The organism is Streptomyces albus subsp. albus (genome assembly GCF_000725885.1).
GTDB lineage: Bacteria > Actinomycetota > Actinomycetes > Streptomycetales > Streptomycetaceae > Streptomyces > Streptomyces albus.
In genome coordinates this window covers 378617-395560 of sequence record NZ_JODR01000008.1, presented here as the reverse complement: position 1 = coordinate 395560, position 16944 = coordinate 378617, and the positions used below count along the sequence as shown (strand labels likewise).

General features: G+C 71.0%; 12 protein-coding genes. 3 read left to right on the top strand and 9 right to left on the bottom strand.

The features are described 5' to 3' along the window. Window positions 1–281 precede the first annotated feature (281 nt). The 3 genes from IO40_RS0111130 to thyX form a co-directional block, all read right to left on the bottom strand. Window positions 282–1967 carry a ribonuclease J gene (locus IO40_RS0111130; RefSeq protein ID WP_016470198.1) on the bottom strand — a complete coding sequence of 562 codons (1686 nt, stop codon included), beginning with the start codon at window positions 1965–1967 and terminating at the stop codon, window positions 282–284. 162 nt (window positions 1968–2129) lie between these two features. Continuing rightward, on the bottom strand, window positions 2130–3029 hold the full coding sequence (gene dapA, locus IO40_RS0111125; protein ID WP_016470197.1) for a 4-hydroxy-tetrahydrodipicolinate synthase: 900 nt from the start codon (window positions 3027–3029) through the stop codon (window positions 2130–2132). A 290-nt stretch (window positions 3030–3319) separates the two neighbouring features. After that, window positions 3320–4057, bottom strand: a complete 738-nt coding sequence (gene thyX / locus IO40_RS0111120) for an FAD-dependent thymidylate synthase (RefSeq protein ID WP_016470196.1) — start codon at window positions 4055–4057, stop codon at window positions 3320–3322. A 278-nt stretch (window positions 4058–4335) separates the two neighbouring features. Between thyX and IO40_RS0111115 the strand changes: the two genes are divergently transcribed. Both IO40_RS0111115 and IO40_RS0111110 read left to right on the top strand, forming a co-directional pair. Beyond that, window positions 4336–4572, top strand: a complete 237-nt coding sequence (locus IO40_RS0111115) for a hypothetical protein (RefSeq protein ID WP_016470195.1) — start codon at window positions 4336–4338, stop codon at window positions 4570–4572. Between the two features lie 170 nt (window positions 4573–4742). Next, window positions 4743–5288: a hypothetical protein gene (locus IO40_RS0111110; protein WP_016470194.1), complete on the top strand. Its 546-nt coding sequence runs from the start codon at window positions 4743–4745 to the stop codon at window positions 5286–5288. Window positions 5289–5334: 46 nt separating this feature from the next. Here IO40_RS0111110 and IO40_RS0111105 read toward each other — a convergent pair whose 3' ends face one another. The 6 genes from IO40_RS0111105 to eccD all read right to left on the bottom strand — a co-directional run bounded on the left by IO40_RS0111105 (window position 5335) and on the right by eccD (window position 12453). Then, complete coding sequence (locus IO40_RS0111105; protein ID WP_016470193.1) at window positions 5335–5784, bottom strand: tetratricopeptide repeat protein; 450 nt, start codon at window positions 5782–5784, stop codon at window positions 5335–5337. 32 nt (window positions 5785–5816) lie between these two features. Further along, the gene (gene dapB / locus IO40_RS0111100) at window positions 5817–6569 is read right to left on the bottom strand and encodes a 4-hydroxy-tetrahydrodipicolinate reductase (RefSeq protein WP_016470192.1); all 753 of its coding nucleotides are present in this window, start codon (window positions 6567–6569) and stop codon (window positions 5817–5819) included. Between the two features lie 68 nt (window positions 6570–6637). Beyond that, on the bottom strand, window positions 6638–8020 hold the full coding sequence (locus IO40_RS0111095) for a M16 family metallopeptidase (protein WP_031175341.1): 1383 nt from the start codon (window positions 8018–8020) through the stop codon (window positions 6638–6640). Next, complete coding sequence (locus tag IO40_RS0111090; protein WP_016470190.1) at window positions 8017–10254, bottom strand: polyribonucleotide nucleotidyltransferase; 2238 nt, start codon at window positions 10252–10254, stop codon at window positions 8017–8019. The genes IO40_RS0111095 and IO40_RS0111090 overlap by 4 nt, the downstream gene beginning before the upstream one ends. Window positions 10255–10546: 292 nt before the next feature. Then, window positions 10547–10837, bottom strand: a complete 291-nt coding sequence (gene rpsO / locus IO40_RS0111085; protein ID WP_016470189.1) for a 30S ribosomal protein S15 — start codon at window positions 10835–10837, stop codon at window positions 10547–10549. A gap of 92 nt (window positions 10838–10929) precedes the next feature. After that, window positions 10930–12453 (bottom strand): type VII secretion integral membrane protein EccD, encoded by a 1524-nt coding sequence (gene eccD / locus IO40_RS0111080; protein WP_031175340.1) that lies wholly within the window; start codon window positions 12451–12453, stop codon window positions 10930–10932. Between the two features lie 483 nt (window positions 12454–12936). Between eccD and IO40_RS0111075 the strand changes: the two genes are divergently transcribed. After that, a complete protein-coding gene (locus IO40_RS0111075) occupies window positions 12937–16917 on the top strand; it encodes a type VII secretion protein EccC (RefSeq protein WP_031175339.1) in 3981 nt (1326 codons plus the stop codon). The last annotated feature ends 27 nt before the right edge of the window (window positions 16918–16944 follow it).

Genomic DNA, 16944 nt, shown 5'->3' with positions numbered 1-16944 from the left:
TCTGGCGTTGACTTTTGGCACGCTGTTGAGTTCTCAAGGAACGGACGCTTCCTTCGAAACCGTTTCACCGGTCTCTCCGGACGTTTGCCCTTTCGGTGTTCTCCACCTTACCAGAATCTTTTCGGTCCGTTTCCCGGCCCTTTTCGGATTCCTGGATATCGGGGCTCCGCAGGCCGTGGCCGACCCGGGTTCCCGATGCGGTGGAGATGTAAACGTACTGGAGCGGGGCGCCTGGAGGCAAATCGAGGGGCGCCCCGCTCGCCCGGCGGGCCGTCGAGGGGTCAGACCTCGACGACGACGGGCAGGATCATCGGGCGCCGGCGGTAGGTGTCCGACACCCACTTGCCGACGGTCCGGCGCACCAGCTGCTGGAGCTGATGAGTCTCCGCGATGCCGTCCTGTGCCGACTTGGCCAGGGCCTCGTCAATCTTCGGCATGACCGCGCCGAAGTCGGCGTCGTCGATGCCGGAGCCGCGGGACTGGATATGGGGGCCGCCGACGATCTTGCCGGTGGTGCTGTCCACCACGACGAAGATCGAGATGATGCCTTCGTCCCCGAGGATGCGGCGGTCCTTGAGGGAGGACTCGGTCACGTCACCGACCGACAGGCCGTCGACGTAGACGTATCCGGCCTGGACCTTCCCGGTGATCTTGGCCTTGCCGTCGACCAGGTCCACCACGACGCCGTCCTCGGCGATCACGATGCGGTCGTGGGGGATGCCGGTGGCCGCGCCCAGTTCCGCGCTGGCGCGAAGATGGCGCCACTCGCCGTGGACGGGCATGAGGTTCCTCGGCCGGCAGATGTTGAAGAAGTAGAGCAGCTCTCCCGCGGAGGCGTGGCCGGAGACGTGCACCTTGGCGTTGCCCTTGTGCACGACGTTGGCGCCCCAGCGGGTGAGTCCGTTGATGACGCGGTAGACGGCGTTCTCGTTGCCCGGGATGAGCGACGAGGCCAGGATCACCGTGTCGCCCTGGACGATGCGGATCTGGTGGTCCCGGTTGGCCATCCGGGAGAGGGCGGCCATGGGCTCGCCCTGCGAGCCCGTACAGACCAGCACGATCTCGTTGTCCGGCAGGTCGTCCAGGGTCTTGACGTCCACGACGAGGCCGGCGGGGACGTTGAGGTAGCCGAGGTCGCGGGCGATGCCCATGTTCCGGACCATCGAGCGGCCGATGAAGGCGACGCGGCGGCCGTGCTCGTAGGCGGCGTCCAGGATCTGCTGGATGCGGTGGACGTGGCTGGCGAAGCTGGCCACGATGATCCGCTTCTGCGCGGTCGAGAAGACCTGGCGCAGCACCGAGGAGATCTCCCGCTCGGGCGGGACGAAGCCGGGGACCTCGGCGTTGGTGGAGTCGCTGAGCAGCAGGTCGATGCCCTCCTCGCCGAGGCGGGAGAAGGCCCGCAGGTCGGTGAGGCGGCCGTCGAGCGGGAGCTGGTCCATCTTGAAGTCGCCGGTGTGGACGACCATGCCCGCGGGGGTGCGCACGGCGACGGCCAGGGCGTCGGGGATGGAGTGGTTGACGGCGAGGAACTCGCAGTCGAAGGGGCCGATGCGCTCGCGGTGGCCCTCCTCCACCTCAAGGGTGTAGGGCCGGATGCGGTGCTCCTGGAGCTTCGCCTCGATCAGGGCGAGGGTGAGCTTGGAGCCGATCAGCGGGATGTCCGGCTTCTCCCGCAGCAGGTAGGGGACGCCTCCGATGTGGTCCTCGTGGCCGTGCGTGAGCACGATGCCGTCCACGTCGTCGAGGCGGTCTCTGATGGTGGTGAAGTCGGGGAGGATCAGATCGACGCCGGGCTGCTCCTCCTCGGGGAAGAGGACACCGCAGTCGACGATCAGGAGCCTGCCGCCGTACTCGAAGACGGTCATGTTGCGGCCGATCTCGCCGAGCCCGCCCAGCGGGGTGACGCGCAGGCCACCCTCGGGGAGCTCTGGAGGCGGACCGAGCTCGGGGTGCGGATGACTCAAAAGACTCTCCTTACCACGCGCGCCACGCACCCGCCTGGGTACGTGGCGCGCGGTATTCATGATGCGCACGCGGACGTGACGGTCCTGCGTACGTGTCGTGCGTGTTTTCTTGGTCGTGCACTGCCGTGGTCCGGCGGTATGCAGTTGTGAGAAGTCTGGGACCTACAGGTGTACCCCGCCGTGGGCGAGATCGTGCGTGAGCTGGTCCAGCTCCTCGGAGGACAGTTCCACCAGCGGCAGGCGCAGCGGCCCGGCGGGCAGGCCCAGACGGGCGAGCGCGGCCTTGGTGGTGATGACGCCCTGGGTGCGGAACATCCCGGTGAAGACCGGGAGCAGCTTCTGGTGGATCTCGGTGGCCTTGGCGACGTCGCCGTTGCTGTGCGCTTCGAGCAGGGCGCGCAGTTCGGGGGCGACGACGTGGCCGACGACGGAGACGAAGCCGACGGCGCCGACGGACAGCAGCGGCAGGTTGAGCATGTCGTCGCCGCTGTACCAGGCCAGTCCGCTCGTGGCGATGGCCCAGCTGGCGCGGCCGAGGTCGCCCTTGGCGTCCTTGTTGGCGACGATGCGGGGGTGCTCGGCGAGCCGGACGATGGTCTCGGTGTTGATCGGCACACCGCTGCGGCCGGGGATGTCGTAGAGCATCACCGGCAGGCCGGTGGCGTCCGCGATGGCGGTGAAGTGCCGGTAGAGGCCCTCTTGCGGGGGCTTGCTGTAGTAGGGGGTCACGGCCAGCAGGCCGTGGGCGCCGGCCTGCTCGGCGGCGCGGGCCAGTTCGATGCTGTGGGCCGTGTTGTTGGTGCTGGCTCCGGCGACCACGTGGGCGCGGTCGCCCACAGCCTCCACGACGGCCTTGACGAGCTGGGCTTTCTCCGCATCGGTGGTGGTCGGGGACTCGCCGGTGGTGCCGTTGACGACGAGGCCGTCGTTGCCGGCGTCCACCAGATGGGCAGCGAGCTGCTGCGCGCCGTCGAGGTCGAGCGCGCCGTCCGCGGTGAACGGCGTGACCATCGCGGTCAGGACCCGCCCGAAGGGCGTCTGCGGTGTGGAGGTCGGAGCCATAGGCTCCACGCTACTCGCAGCGCACCCCGTGATGCTCGCTCGGGGCCCGTGGACGGGCTTCCGAGCCGTCGCCCCGGCCGGCTCCGCGCGGCGGGCGGGGCGGGAAAGAGGCGGGGAGCAAGGCAGGAACGTGCCGGGAAGGAGCGGGAAAGGGGGCCCCGGCACTGCCTGCTCGGGGGTTCAGGCAGTGCCGAGACCGCACAATCACCCTAGATGAAGTTCTTCAAACGTCGCAATACGGACACCTGTCGTCCCCTCCGACCGGCGGACGGGCGGGCCGGGGGCGGCGGTCAGGGCGCGATGCGGCCGTTGGCGTTGAACGCGGCGTGGGTGAGCGGCATGAGCTCGGCCCATCGCTCCTCCATCAGTTCGCCGACCATTTCGATCTCGCGCTGCGGGAAGCTGGGCACCTTGGCCTGTTCGTGGCGGGTGCGCAGGCCGAGGAAGTGCATCAGTGAGCGGGCGTTGCAGGTGGCGTACATCGAGGAGTACAGCCCGACGGGCAGGACCGCGCGGGCGACCTCGCGGGCGACGCCGGCCTCCAGCATCTCCAGGTAGGTCGCGTACGCCTTCCGGTAGGCGTCCTCCATCGCACCGCTGGTCAGCTTGTGCTGCTCGGGGGTGCCCTCGACGAACTCGTACTTGCCGGGCCGGCCCTGCTGGACGAGCTTGCGGGAGGTGTCGGGGACGTAGAAGACGGGCTGGAGCTGCCGGTAGCGGCCCGACTCCTCGTTGTAGGACCAGCCGACCCGGTGGCGGTGGAACTCGCGGAAGACGAAGAGCGGGGCGCTGATGAAGAAGGTCATCGAGTTGTGCTCGAAGGGGCTGCCGTGCCGGTCCCGCATCAGGAAGTTGATCAGCCCCTTGGAGCGCTCGGGGTCCTTCTTCAACTCCTCGAGGGACTGCTCGCCCGCGGTGGAGACCCGGGCGGCCCACAGCACATCGGTGTCGGCGGCGCTGTGTTTGACCAGCTCGACGGTCATGTCGCTGCGGAATCCCGGGCTGGGCGGGGCGGGGGTGTCGGTCACCGGCGGGTCCTTCCAGGTGCGTTCTGCCAGGCGGGGCAAGCCTAAGCGCCGGAGCGGACGGACCCATTCCGGTGGGGTGGATAGTCCGCTTTGCCGCCTCTAATGCGGACAAACACGACTCGGGGCCAAGAAACGGCACCCCCGGTGACATACGTCGTGGCCGCGCTTGATATTTTTCACATGCGTCCACCGGCAAGCGGGCACTCGGAAGCCGGTCCGGACGTTGCAGAAGTAACACGAACCAACCACTCAAAACGATCACGCAGGAGCGCCCCGTCATGTCCCGCCGCGGAGAGGCAGTCCCGTTCGCCTTCATAGCCGAGGCCGACCGGTTCCGCAGCAATGTCACCCCGCCGCCCCGTGCCCGCCGCAGCTTCCGCCAGGTCGCAGGCAGCGCCCTGGTGGGGCTGACGATCGTCGCGGGGCTCGTGGGGGCCGTCGTGCTCGGCGGACCGGCACTGACCGACAACCAGCTACCGGCACGCGAGCACCCGGCAGCGGCCGAGAGCCGCTGACCCGCACCACCGGCCACCCCCGGGATCACCACCCGGGGGTGGCCGCTTCGCTTCTCCCTCGCTAAGGTCCCGCTCACAGCGCCGCGGCAGTGCGCCCCCGGGGTGTCCCGTGGTGGCGCCCCCTGCCGGGCCGGCCCTGTGCAGCCTTCGACACGAGCGAGGACCCAGCCGTGCCCCTGCCCTTTGTGACGGCCGACCGTGAGGACCGCGTGCACGCGGCGCAGTCGGTGACGCTCGCCCAGGCCGACCGCGACGTGTGGCGGCGCCCCTACCGGCCCGGCCCCTGGCGGGTGGCAGGAGGCGCGCTGCTCCTCCTGCTCGCCTCGTACATCTTCTTCTCGGCCCTGATCATCGCCCTGGCCGGTGCGCTGCCGAGCGCCGCCGTGTGTGCGGTCTGCGGCGTGCTGGTGGTGACCGCGGCGGTGCGGCTGCTGCGCTCGGGAGTGTGGGTCAGCTCGTACGGGCTGCGGCACGCCGGGCTGTTCCGTACGACGACGCTGCGGTGGACGCAGGCGGAGACGGTACGCACGGTGCAGCAGCCGGTGCGGTGGCTGGGGCTGCCCCGTACCGTGCAGGGCGAGGCGCTGGTGCTGGGGTCCTCGGGGGAGCCGCGGGTGCTGCTGACCGATCACAACGCGGACTTCCTCAACCGTCGCCGCGCCTTCGTGCGGGCCGCTGACGTCATAGAGGGCTGGGCGGCCGAGTCGCGCGGCTGAGCCGTCGTGGCGCCGACCCGTGAGACGGTGCGTGCCCGGAAGCCCGTCAGCCGCGGCCGGCGGCGTCGTGGAGGGCTATGGCGTGCTGCATGGCCTTGCGGGCGCGCGGGGTGTCCCGTGCGTCGTGGTAGGCCACGGCCAGCCGGAACCAGGACCGCCAGTCCTCCGGGTTCGCCTCCGTCTCGGCCCGTCGCTTCGCAAAGACCACGTCGGCGGACGCCCGGTCGATACGGCCCGAGGGAGTGCGCTCCAGCTCGTCCACCGGGAGGCCGCCCTCGGCCTCCAGTTCCCGGGCGAGCTGCGAGGCGCGCCGGGCGAAGCGGGTGGTGTGCCACAGGAACCAGGCCCCGATGAACGGCAGCACGAGCACCGCGATGCCGAAGGGTACGGTCACCGCGGTGCCCTGCTGGATCAGCAGCACGCCCCGGCTGCCGACCAGGACGAAGTAGACGACCAGGACGGCGGCCAGGACAAAGTAAGTGATCTTCGCGCGCATGCTGCTGTGCTCCGTGAATCCTGCCGGTCGGTTCAGTCCAGGTCGAGGAAGTGTTCGAGCCCGAAGGTGAGGCCGGGGGTGGCCGGGACCTTGCGGATGCCCAGCAGCACCCCCGGCATGAACGAGCTGCGGTGCAGGGAGTCGTGGCGGATGGTGAGCGTCTCCGCCTCGTCGCCGAACAGCACCTCCTGGTGGGCCACCAGCCCCCGCAGCCGTACGGCGTGCACCGGGACGCCGTCCACGTCGGCACCGCGCGCCCCCTCCAGCGACTGGGTGGTGGCGTCGGGCTGCGCGGGCAGCTGGGCGTCCCGGCGGGCCCCGGCGATCAGCTGGGCGGTGCGCACCGCGGTGCCGCTGGGCGCGTCGGCCTTGCCGGGGTGGTGCAGTTCGACGACCTCCACCGACTCGAAGAACCGGGCCGCCTGCTGCGCGAAGCGCATCGTCAGGACGGCGCCGATGCCGAAGTTCGGGGCGATGAGCACGCCGGTCCCCGGCGAGTCGGCCAGCTGGGCGCGGAGTGCGGTCAGCCGCTCGTCGGTCCAGCCCGTGGTGCCGACGACCGCGTGGATCCCGTTCGCGACGCAGTACTCCAGGTTGTCCATGACCACGTCCGGACGGGTGAGGTCCACGGCGACCTGGGTGCCGGCGTCGGTGAGCGCGCTGCGCGGGTCACCGCTGCCGAGGGCAGCCACCAGCTCCATGTCGTCGGCCGCCTCGACCGCTCGTACGGCTTCGGAGCCCATGCGGCCCTTGGCGCCGAGGACCGCTACGCGCAGCTTGCTCATCGTGCTCGTTCCTTTGCGTGGTGAGTGGTTTTCCGGACGGACGGAGGGCCCGCGGGCCTCCGGTGCGGTCAGGCGACGGCCTCTTCCAGACGGCCGGCCTGACGGTCACCGAGCCGGCCGATGACCGACAGGGAGGGGCGCCGTGCCAGCACGTCGCGGGCGACCTCGCGGATGTCGTCCGGGGTGACGGCGGAGATCTTGGCGAGCATGCCGTCCACCGACATCTGCTCGCCCCAGCACAGCTCGCTCTTGCCGAGCCGGTGCATCAGCGCGCCGGTGTCCTCCAGGCCCAGCACCGTCGAGCCGGACAGCTGCCCCACCGCGCGCCGCACCTCGTCGTCGGACAGTCCCTGGCGGGCGACCTTGTCGAGTTCGTCGCGGCAGAGGGAGAGCACCTCCGGCACCTGGCTGGGGCGGCAGCCGACGTAGACGCCGAACAGTCCGCAGTCGGCGTACCCGGAGGTGTAGGCGTACGTGCTGTAGGCCAGCCCCCGCTTCTCGCGGATCTCCTGGAAGAGGCGGGAGCTCATGCCGCCGCCCAGCGCCGTGCTGAGGACGGCCAGCGGCCAGCGGCGCTCGTCGTGGCGGGAGACGCCGGGCATGCCGAGCACCAGATGGGCCTGCTCGGTCGGCCGCTCCTGGTAGTCCACGCGGCCCGCGGTGCGCAGCGTACGGCTGCCGCCGCGCGGCCCCACGGGCTCGGCACCCGCCGTGCGGGCCAGCGCACCGGCCCGCTCGAACGCCGCCCGCACCTGCCGGACCACCTTGGTGTGGGAGAGGTTCCCCGCGGCGGCCACCACCAGGCGGGTGGGGTCGTAGTGCTTCTTGTAGAAGCGGGCGACCTGGTCGCGAGTGAGGGCGTTGACGGTGTCCACGGTGCCCAGCACCGGGCGGCCCAGCGGGGTGTCGCCGAACATCGTCCGGGCGAACAGGTCGTGGACGCAGTCGCCGGCGTCGTCCTCCGTCATGGCGATCTCTTCGAGGATGACGCCCCGTTCGGCCTCCACCTCGGCGGCGTCGATCACCGAGGAGGTGAGCATGTCGGAGACCACGTCGATCGCCAGCGGCAGATCGGCGTCCAGCACCCGGGCGTAGTAGCAGGTGAACTCCTTCGTGGTGAAAGCGTTCATCTCACCGCCCACCTCGTCCAGGGCCGCCGAGATCTCCAGCGCGCTGCGCCGCTCGGTGCCCTTGAAGAGGAGGTGCTCCAGGTAGTGGGTGGCGCCGCCCAGGGCGGGCGTCTCGTCCCGGGAGCCCACGTGCGCCCAGATGCCGAACGTCGCCGAGCGGACGGTCGGCACCGTCTCGGTGATGACCCGCAGGCCGCCGGGGAGCACGGTCTTGCGGACCGTGCCCGCGCCGTTCTCCCCCTCGATCAGGGTCTTGGTACGGGCGACGGCCCGCCCTGCCGGGGAGGCGGAGCGGGCCGTCGTACGGAACTGCGAGGTCACTTCGCGGTCTCGTCCTCGGTGTCAGCGGCTTCGCCGGACTTGTCGGCGCCCTCTTCCTCGTCCAGGACGGGGATCAGGGAGAGCTTGCCGCGCTGGTCGATCTCGGCGATCTCGACCTGGACCTTCTGGCCCACGCCGAGCACGTCCTCCACGTTCTCCACCCGCTTGCCGCCAGCCAGCTTGCGGATCTGCGAGATGTGCAGCAGGCCGTCCTTGCCGGGCAGCAACGAGACGAAGGCGCCGAAGGTGGTGGTCTTGACGACCGTGCCCAGGTAGCGCTCGCCGACCTCGGGCATCGTCGGGTTGGCGATGCCGTTGATGGTGGCGCGGGCGGCCTCGGCGGCCGGACCGTCGGCGGCACCGATGTAGATGGTGCCGTCGTCCTCGATGGTGATGTCGGCGCCGGTGTCCTCCTGGATCTGGTTGATCATCTTGCCCTTCGGGCCGATGACCTCGCCGATCTTGTCCACCGGGATCTTCACGGTGATGATCCGCGGCGCGTTCGGGGACATCTCGTCCGGGACGTCGATGGCCTCGTTCATCACGTCGAGGATGTGCAGCCGCGCGTCACGGGCCTGCTTGAGGGCCGCGGCCAGCACGGACGCCGGGATGCCGTCCAGCTTGGTGTCGAGCTGGAGGGCGGTGACGAACTGCTTGGTGCCGGCGACCTTGAAGTCCATGTCGCCGAACGCGTCCTCGGCACCGAGGATGTCGGTCAGCGTCACGTAGTGGGTCTCGCCCTCGACCTCCTCGGAGATCAGGCCCATGGCGATACCGGCCACCGGCGCCTTGAGCGGCACACCGGCGTTCAGCAGCGACATGGTGGAGGCGCAGACCGAGCCCATCGACGTCGAGCCGTTGGAGCCCAGCGCCTCGGAGACCTGCCGGATGGCGTACGGGAACTCCTCGCGGGTCGGCAGCACCGGCACCAGGGCGCGCTCGGCCAGCGCGCCGTGGCCGATCTCGCGGCGCTTCGGGGAACCGACACGGCCCGTCTCACCGGTGGAGTAGGGCGGGAAGTTGTAGTTGTGCATGTAGCGCTTGCGGGTCACCGGCGAGAGGGTGTCCAGCTGCTGCTCCATGCGCAGCATGTTCAGCGTGGTGACGCCGAGGATCTGCGTCTCGCCGCGCTCGAACAGGGCCGAGCCGTGCACCCGCGGAATGGCCTCGACCTCGGCGGCCAGCGTGCGGATGTCGGTGACACCGCGGCCGTCGATGCGCTTCTTCTCCTTGATGACGCGCTCGCGCACCAGGGTCTTGGTCAGTGCCCGGTAGGCGGCGGAGATCTCCTTCTCGCGCCCCTCGAACTGCGGCAGCAGCTTCTCGGCCGCCAGCGCCTTGACGCGGTCCAGCTCCGTCTCGCGCTCCTGCTTGCCGGCGATCGTCAGCGCCTGGGCCAGCTCGTCACGGACGGCCTCGGTCAGCGCCTCCAGCACGTCGTCCTGGTAGTCCAGGAAGATCGGGAACTCGCCGGTGGGCTTGGCGGCCTTCGCGGCCAGGTCGGCCTGCGCCTTGCACAGCACCTTGATGAACGGCTTCGCGGCCTCCATACCGGCGGCCACGACCTCCTCGGTCGGGGCCTCGGCGCCGCCCTTGACCAGCTCGATCGTCTTCTCGGTCGCCTCGGCCTCGACCATCATCACGGCCACGTCGCCGTCGGGCAGCACCCGGCCGGCGATGACCATGTCGAAGACGGCCTCCTCCAGCTCGGAGTGGGTCGGGAAGGCCACCCACTGGCCGCGGATCAGGGCCACGCGGGTGCCGCCGATCGGGCCGGAGAAGGGCAGGCCGGCCAGCTGCGTGGAGCAGGAGGCGGCGTTGATGGCGACCACGTCGTAGAGGTGGTCGGGGTTGAGCGCCATGACCGTCTCGACGATCTGGATCTCGTTGCGCAGGCCCTTCTTGAAGGAGGGGCGCAGCGGACGGTCGATCAGGCGGCAGGTGAGGATCGCGTCCTCGGACGGGCGGCCCTCACGCCGGAAGAAGGAGCCGGGGATCTTGCCGGCGGCGTACATCCGCTCCTCGACGTCCACCGTCAGCGGGAAGAAGTCGAGCTGGTCCTTCGGCTGCTTCGAGGCCGTCGTCGCCGACAGCACCATCGTGTCGTCGTCCAGGTAGGCGACGGCGGAACCCGCGGCCTGCTTGGCCAGACGGCCCGTCTCGAAGCGGATGGTGCGGGTGCCGAAGGCGCCGTTGTCGATGACGGCCTCGGCGTAGTGGGTCTCGTTCTCCACCAGGAATATCTCCTCGTCTGCGTCCGCTGCACGTCGCGCGGCGGACTGTGTACTGCGGAGCGCTCCCGGTGCGGGCCGGTCTTCGATCGAAGCTCCCGGAGCCGCCGCGGATATCCGCGGGTCCGGGGGCCACTACCGAGGACCGGCGTCGGGGGGCGCTCCTGCCTCTTTTGTCGTTGTGGGTCTCGCGTGACAAGACTACAAAGGTTCGCCGTCGCGCGAGATACGGCTGTGCTCCGATACGTCGAAGGGAGCGGCCCCCGGATCGGGGAACCGCTCCCTTCGTCGACTGCTAGCGGGCGCCCGCCGCGCCGCGGCGGATGCCGAGGCGCTCGACCAGCGCACGGAAGCGCTGGATGTCCTTCTTGGCCAGGTACTGCAGCAGGCGGCGGCGCTGGCCGACCAGCAGCAGCAGACCACGGCGCGAGTGGTGGTCGTGCTTGTGGGTCTTCAGGTGCTCGGTCAGGTCGCTGATGCGACGGGAGAGCAGCGCCACCTGGACCTCGGGGGAGCCGGTGTCACCCTCCTTGGTGGCGAACTCCGAGATGATCTGCTTCTTCGTCGCGGCGTCAAGAGACGACACTCGTACTCCTTGGGTTCGTGCCGCCGAGCGCCCCTGGTCTTCGTCACAGGGGATCCTTCGATACTCGACCGGCCGGTACAGGGTACCAGTGGCTAACTGGTGAGACTGCGGGCCGCCGAGTAGACGTTCATCACCGCGAGGCACAGCGGCACCAGCGTGAGCAGGACGAATGTCTCCAGTATCTCCACGAAACGCCCCCAGAACGGGGTCACGCCCTTGCGGGGCACGGCCAGACCGATGGCGATGACCAGCACCGCCCCCAGGGCCAGCCCCGCGCTCAGCCACACCGTGCGCAGCGCGTCCCCGTCCACCGGGAAGTCCCCGGCCAGGCCGGCGCCCAGCAGCACCAGCGCCACCAGGCCCGCCACCAGCGAGCTGGTGACCTGCGAGGTGTAGCGGAAGAGGCGGGCCCGCAGCAGCATCGCGATCCCGGTCGCCAGGGCGAGCAGCTGCCCCCATCCGGAGTCGGAGAAGCTCAGCACCGCGCTGGAGACGATCACGACGGCCGCGCAGCCGCCGACCAGCCCGACCAGCAGCTCGTGCCCGCGCCGGGCCTGCGCCGCGATGCGCTCCGCGTCGACGGGGCCCTGGGTGCGGGGGGCCGCGTCCGGGTCGGCGTCGTAGTCACTCATTCGGGTGCGGGTCGCCTCGAACCCGATGGGCAGCCGGGCGAAGCGGGTCGACAGACCGGGCAGGAACGCCAGGACGCCCACGGCCACAGGCGCGCACACGGCGGCCGTCTCCACGGGGCGGATGTCGGTGACGATCGCGATGAAGGTGATCACCGTGCCCACCGTCGCGGTGAAGGCCGCCGCCACGAACGGCCCGTCCCCGTTGGGGGTCAGCGCGATGAGGACGGCAGCCGCCAGCAGGACGCTGACGCTGCCCAGCAGGAACTGGAGCCTGCCGACGCCCTGCCCCGCGTCCAGCGGCAGCAGACCGCTGCCCGCCACCATCACGTGCGGCAGCGAGGCCAGCCCCAGGGTGACCGCGGTGGGCCGGTCGTCGTAGACGCGGGCCCGCACCGCCGACAGGGCCAGCAGCAGAACGCCCGTGACCGCCGCCAGCACACCGGCCAGCCCGTGCATGTCGTGGCCGGACGGATCGGAGAACCACAGCACGACCGCCATGAGGGCCAGCAGGACCCCACCGCCCACCAGCCCGGCGGCCCGCATCATCTCGTCGCCCCACAGCTTGCGGTCGCGGGTGACGGCGGAGGCGACCGCGTCGGACACGTCGTCGAAGACGGCGGGCGGCAGCGACTCGGCGAACGGCCGGAGGCTGAGCACCTCGCCGTCGAGAATGCGCTGCGCCGCGAACGACCGCGCGCTGTCCAGCACAGTGCCGTCCCGGCGCACCAGGTGGTAGCCCACGGGCGCGCCCGGGGCCGGGCTCTGTCCGGACAGCCGCAGGATCTCCGGGTAGAGGTCGGCGACCGCGATGTCCTCCGGGAGCGCGACGTCGATGCGGCTGTCGGGAGCCACGATGGTCACCCGGCAGAAGCCGGTGTCCAGGGCCGCGCCACCCGTCCTGCCGGGCGTGCCGGCCGCTCCTCGGGCGCCCCCGGCGCCCGGCTGCCCACCGGGTCCGGTGGCGGCGGAAGCCGTCGTACTCACCTGTGCGTCCCCCTCGAAAGCCTGCTGGATGTCGGAAGCCCGCTGGTGGGCCCGTCGGGCGTGCCGGTGCGGCACCGCGGCACGGCACCGCCTCGCCTGCGTGGCGACGCCGTACGGGCGGCCCGAGCGGCGCCCAGCACGCCGGGCCGCGTACCGGTGCGGTGCCCCGGTCCGGCGTGCCCCGGCGCGGTTTCCGCCGCGCGCCGGTGAGACGGGTGGCGGGCACCGGCGCACCAGCCGCCGGGTGCCTGCCGCCGCGCGGCAGACAGCGCGCGCCACCCTACCGGTCCCGGTCAACTCACTGTGCCACTAGGATCGCCAGGCGCGGAGGGGGACGCGTCACCGCGCGACGCCGGTCACCGACACCGGGTGCGGCCGGCACCGCACGTCCCTTCCCGCGGACGGGGATTCCGGTACGAGGGCCCCGGAACGCACAGGCAGCCCACAGGGAACTCCAGGGAACGCAAGGGAATTGGTGCGCGAGTGACCCAGATCGTCGTCAAGCGTCCGCCTCGGGCGTTGCCTCCCGAAGTGCCCGGCGAAGAGCTGCAGTTGCAGCCGCCTCCGGAACTGCCGCGGGGACAGCAAGAAGGCATGTGGATGCAGATCCTGCCGATGCTCGGCATGGGCGGGTCCAGCATGTTCTTCCTCATGCCCGGCTACAACTCGCACCCCATGATGCGGGTGATGGGCGCGCTGATGCTGGTCTCCACGGTCACCATGGTCGTCGCCATGGCAGTGCGGATGCGCCGCGGCTCCCAGGGCGAGATGGCGCAGTCACGCCGCGACTACCTCAAATATCTGGCACAGACCCGGCGTACCGTCCGCAAGACCGCGCTCAAGCAGCGCGACGCGCAGTTCTACCTCCACCCCGCCCCCGACCAGCTCTGGTCGCTCGTCGCCGAGGGCAGCAGGGTGTGGGAACGCCGCGCCACCGACCCGGACTTCGGCCAGGTGCGCGTCGGCCTCGGCGCCCAGCAGCTGGCCACCCCCCTGGTCGCACCCGACACGGCGCCGGTCGACGAGCTGGAACCGCTCACCGTCGGCGCCATGCACCAGTTCCTCAACACCCACGCCACGCTCGACGGCCTGCCCATGGCCGTCTCCCTGCGGGCCTTCTACCACGTGACCCTCAGCGGTGACGCCGACGCCGTGTACGGCTCCGCCCGCGCCATGCTCTGCTCCCTGGCCGCCCTGCACTCCCCCGAGGACCTCGTCATCGCCGTCGCGGCCGGCCGTGAGACCTACCAGCTGTGGGACTGGGCCAAGTGGCTGCCGCACGCCCAGGCCGGCGACCTCACCGACGGGGCCGGCACCCGGCGCCTCATCGTGACCGACACCCTCGAACTGGAGGAGCTGCTGCTCGCCCGGCTGGAGGGCCGGCCCCGGTTCAACCCCGGCGCCGAGCCCCTGCTGGAACAGCCGCACATCGTCGTCGTCCTCGACGGCACCGCCGTGCTGCCCAACTCGATGCTGGCCGCCCCCGAGGGCCTCCACGGCGTCAGCATCATCGAGATCGTCCCCGGCGACACCGACACCGCGCGCGGCGGACTGTCCGTTCTCGTCCAGCCCCGCACGCTGCGCCTGGAGTCGGGCCAGGGCCTCGTCTACGACGGCACCCCCGACGCCCTCTCCTACGAAGCCGCCGAAGCCGTGGCCCGGCAGCTCGCCCCCCTGCGGGTCGGCTCCGGCGATGACGGCGACGAACCGCTGCTGGCCAAACTCGACTTCACCGACCTGCTCAACCTGGGCGACGCCGCCTCCGTCGACGTCACCCGCACCTGGCGCCCCCGCTCGCAGGCGGAACGGCTGCGCGTCCCCATCGGTGTCGGCGAGGACGGCCAGCCCGTCATGCTCGACCTGAAGGAAGCCGCACAGGACGGTATGGGTCCGCACGGGCTGTGCGTGGGCGCCACCGGCTCCGGCAAGTCGGAGCTGCTGCGCACCCTCGTGCTCGGCCTGGCCGTCACGCACTCCTCGGAGACCCTGAACTTCGTCCTCGCCGACTTCAAGGGCGGTGCCACCTTCGCGGGCATGGCCCAGATGCCGCACGTCGCCGCCGTCATCACCAACCTGGCCGACGACCTCACCCTCGTCGACCGCATGGGCGACTCGATCCGCGGCGAGCTCAACCGCCGCCAGGAGCTCCTGCGCGACGCCGGCAACTACGCCAACATCCACGACTACGAGAAGGCCCGCGCCGCCGGCGCGCCCCTCTCCCCCATCCCCTCCCTCGTCCTGGTCATCGACGAGTTCAGCGAGCTGCTGACGGCGAAGCCCGACTTCATCGACATGTTCATCCAGATCGGCCGCATCGGCCGGTCCCTGGGTGTCCACCTGCTGCTCGCCTCGCAGCGGCTGGAGGAGGGCCGGCTGCGCGGCCTGGAGACCTATCTGTCCTACCGGGTCGGTCTGCGCACCTTCTCCGCCGCCGAGTCCCGGGCCGCCCTCGGCGTCCCCGACGCCTACCACCTGCCGTCGGTCCCCGGTTCCGGCTACCTCAAGTTCGGCACCGACGAGATGACGCGTTTCAAGGCCGCCTACGTCTCCGGCGTCTACCGCGCCGGCAGTGACGCCGAGCCGGCCGCCGCAGGACCCGCCGCGGCCAGCCGCCGCCCCGTGCTGTTCACCGCCGCCGAGGTCCCCGTGCAACGGCCCGACCCGGAGGCGGCGGCCCCCGTGCCCGCGCAGCCCGTCGGCGGCGCCGACGACGACGCGCTGGCCGACACCGTCCTCGACGTCGTCGTCCGCCGCCTGGAGGGCCAGGGCACCCCAGCCCACCAGGTGTGGCTGCCGCCGCTGGACAACGCCTCCCCGCTGGACGAGCTCCTGCCCGGCCTCGCCCCCGTCGAGGGCCGCGGTCTGACCGTCCCCGACTATCCGCGGCTGGGGCAGCTCGTGGTGCCCGTCGGCCTCGTCGACAAGCCCTTCGAACAGCGTCGCGACCCGCTGTACCTCGACTTCTCCGGCGCCGCCGGCCACATGCTCGTCGTCGGCGGCCCCCAGTCCGGCAAGTCCACCCTGATGCGGACGCTCATCTCCGCGTTCGCCCTCACCCACACCCCCGCCGAGGTGCAGTTCTACGGGCTCGACTTCGGTGGCGGCGGCATGTCCGCCATCGCCGGTCTGCCGCACGTCGGCGGCGTCGCCTCCCGCCTCGACCCCGAACGCGTCCGCCGCACCGTCGCCGAGGTCTACGGCATCCTCAACCGCCGCGAGGAGTACTTCCGCACCCACAACATCGACTCCATCGCCACCTACCGGCGCCGCCGCGCCCGCGGCGAGATCACCGACCAGCCCTGGGGCGATGTGTTCCTCGTCGTCGACGGGTGGGGCAACTTCCGCAACGACTACGAGGGCCTCACCGACATCGTCAACGACATCGCGGGCCGGGGCCTGGGCTACGGCGTCCACCTGGTGGTGACGGCCTCCCGCAACATGGAGGTGCGGGCCGCCCTCAAGGACCTGCTGGGCAACAGGCTGGAGCTGCGGCTGGGCGACACCATGGACTCCGAGCTCAACCGCAAGACCGCCGCCAACGTGCCGGCGGGCGTACCCGGTCGCGGCCAGACCATGGAAGGACTCCACTTCATGGCGGCCGTGCCGCGCATCGACGGTGTGGAGTCCGACCACGAACTCGCCGACGCCAGCGCCGAGATGTGCCGCACCCTCGCCGCGCACTGGCAGGGCAGCTCCGCGCCCCAGGTGCGGCTGCTGCCGCGCGAGCTGCCGGCCGCCCGCCTCCCCGGCGGCGGCGCGCACCCCGAACGCGGCGTCGCCTTCGCCATCGACGAGAACAACCTCGAACCCGTCTTCGTCGACTTCGAGACCGACCCGTTCTTCCTCGTCTTCGGCGAGAGCGAATCCGGCAAGACGGCCCTGCTGCGCCTCCTCGTCAAACAGATCACCGAGCGGTACTCGGGAGACGAGGCGAAAATCGTCGTCGGCGACTACCGCCGCTCGCTGCTCGGCGCCATTCCGGACAGCCATCTGCTGGAGTACGCGCCCATGTCCAACGCCATGGAGACGCACATGAACGCGCTCCGCGACCTGATGGACCGGCGGGCGCCCTCGGCCGACGTCACCCCGCAGCAGCTCCGCGACCGGAGCTGGTGGACCGGGCCGCAGATCTTCATCGTCATCGACGACTACGAACTGGTCGCCACCTCCAGCGGCAACCCCCTCGACGTCCTCACCGAACGGCTGCCCTTCGCACGGGACGTCGGGGTGCGGTTCCTCATCGCCCGCAGCTCGGCCGGCGCCTCGCGATCGATGTTCGAGTCGTTCATGACCCGGATCAAGGAACTGGGCGCCCAGGGCGTCGTCCTCTCGGGCGACCCCACTGAGGGCGATCTCCTCGGCAACGTCCGCCCCCACTACATGCCGCCCGGCCGCGGTTTCTTCGTCTCCCGCAAGCGTGGCACACCGCTGGTGCAGCTCGGCTGGCTGCCGGGCGAGGAGTGACCGAACGGCCGTCACCGCATTGCGACT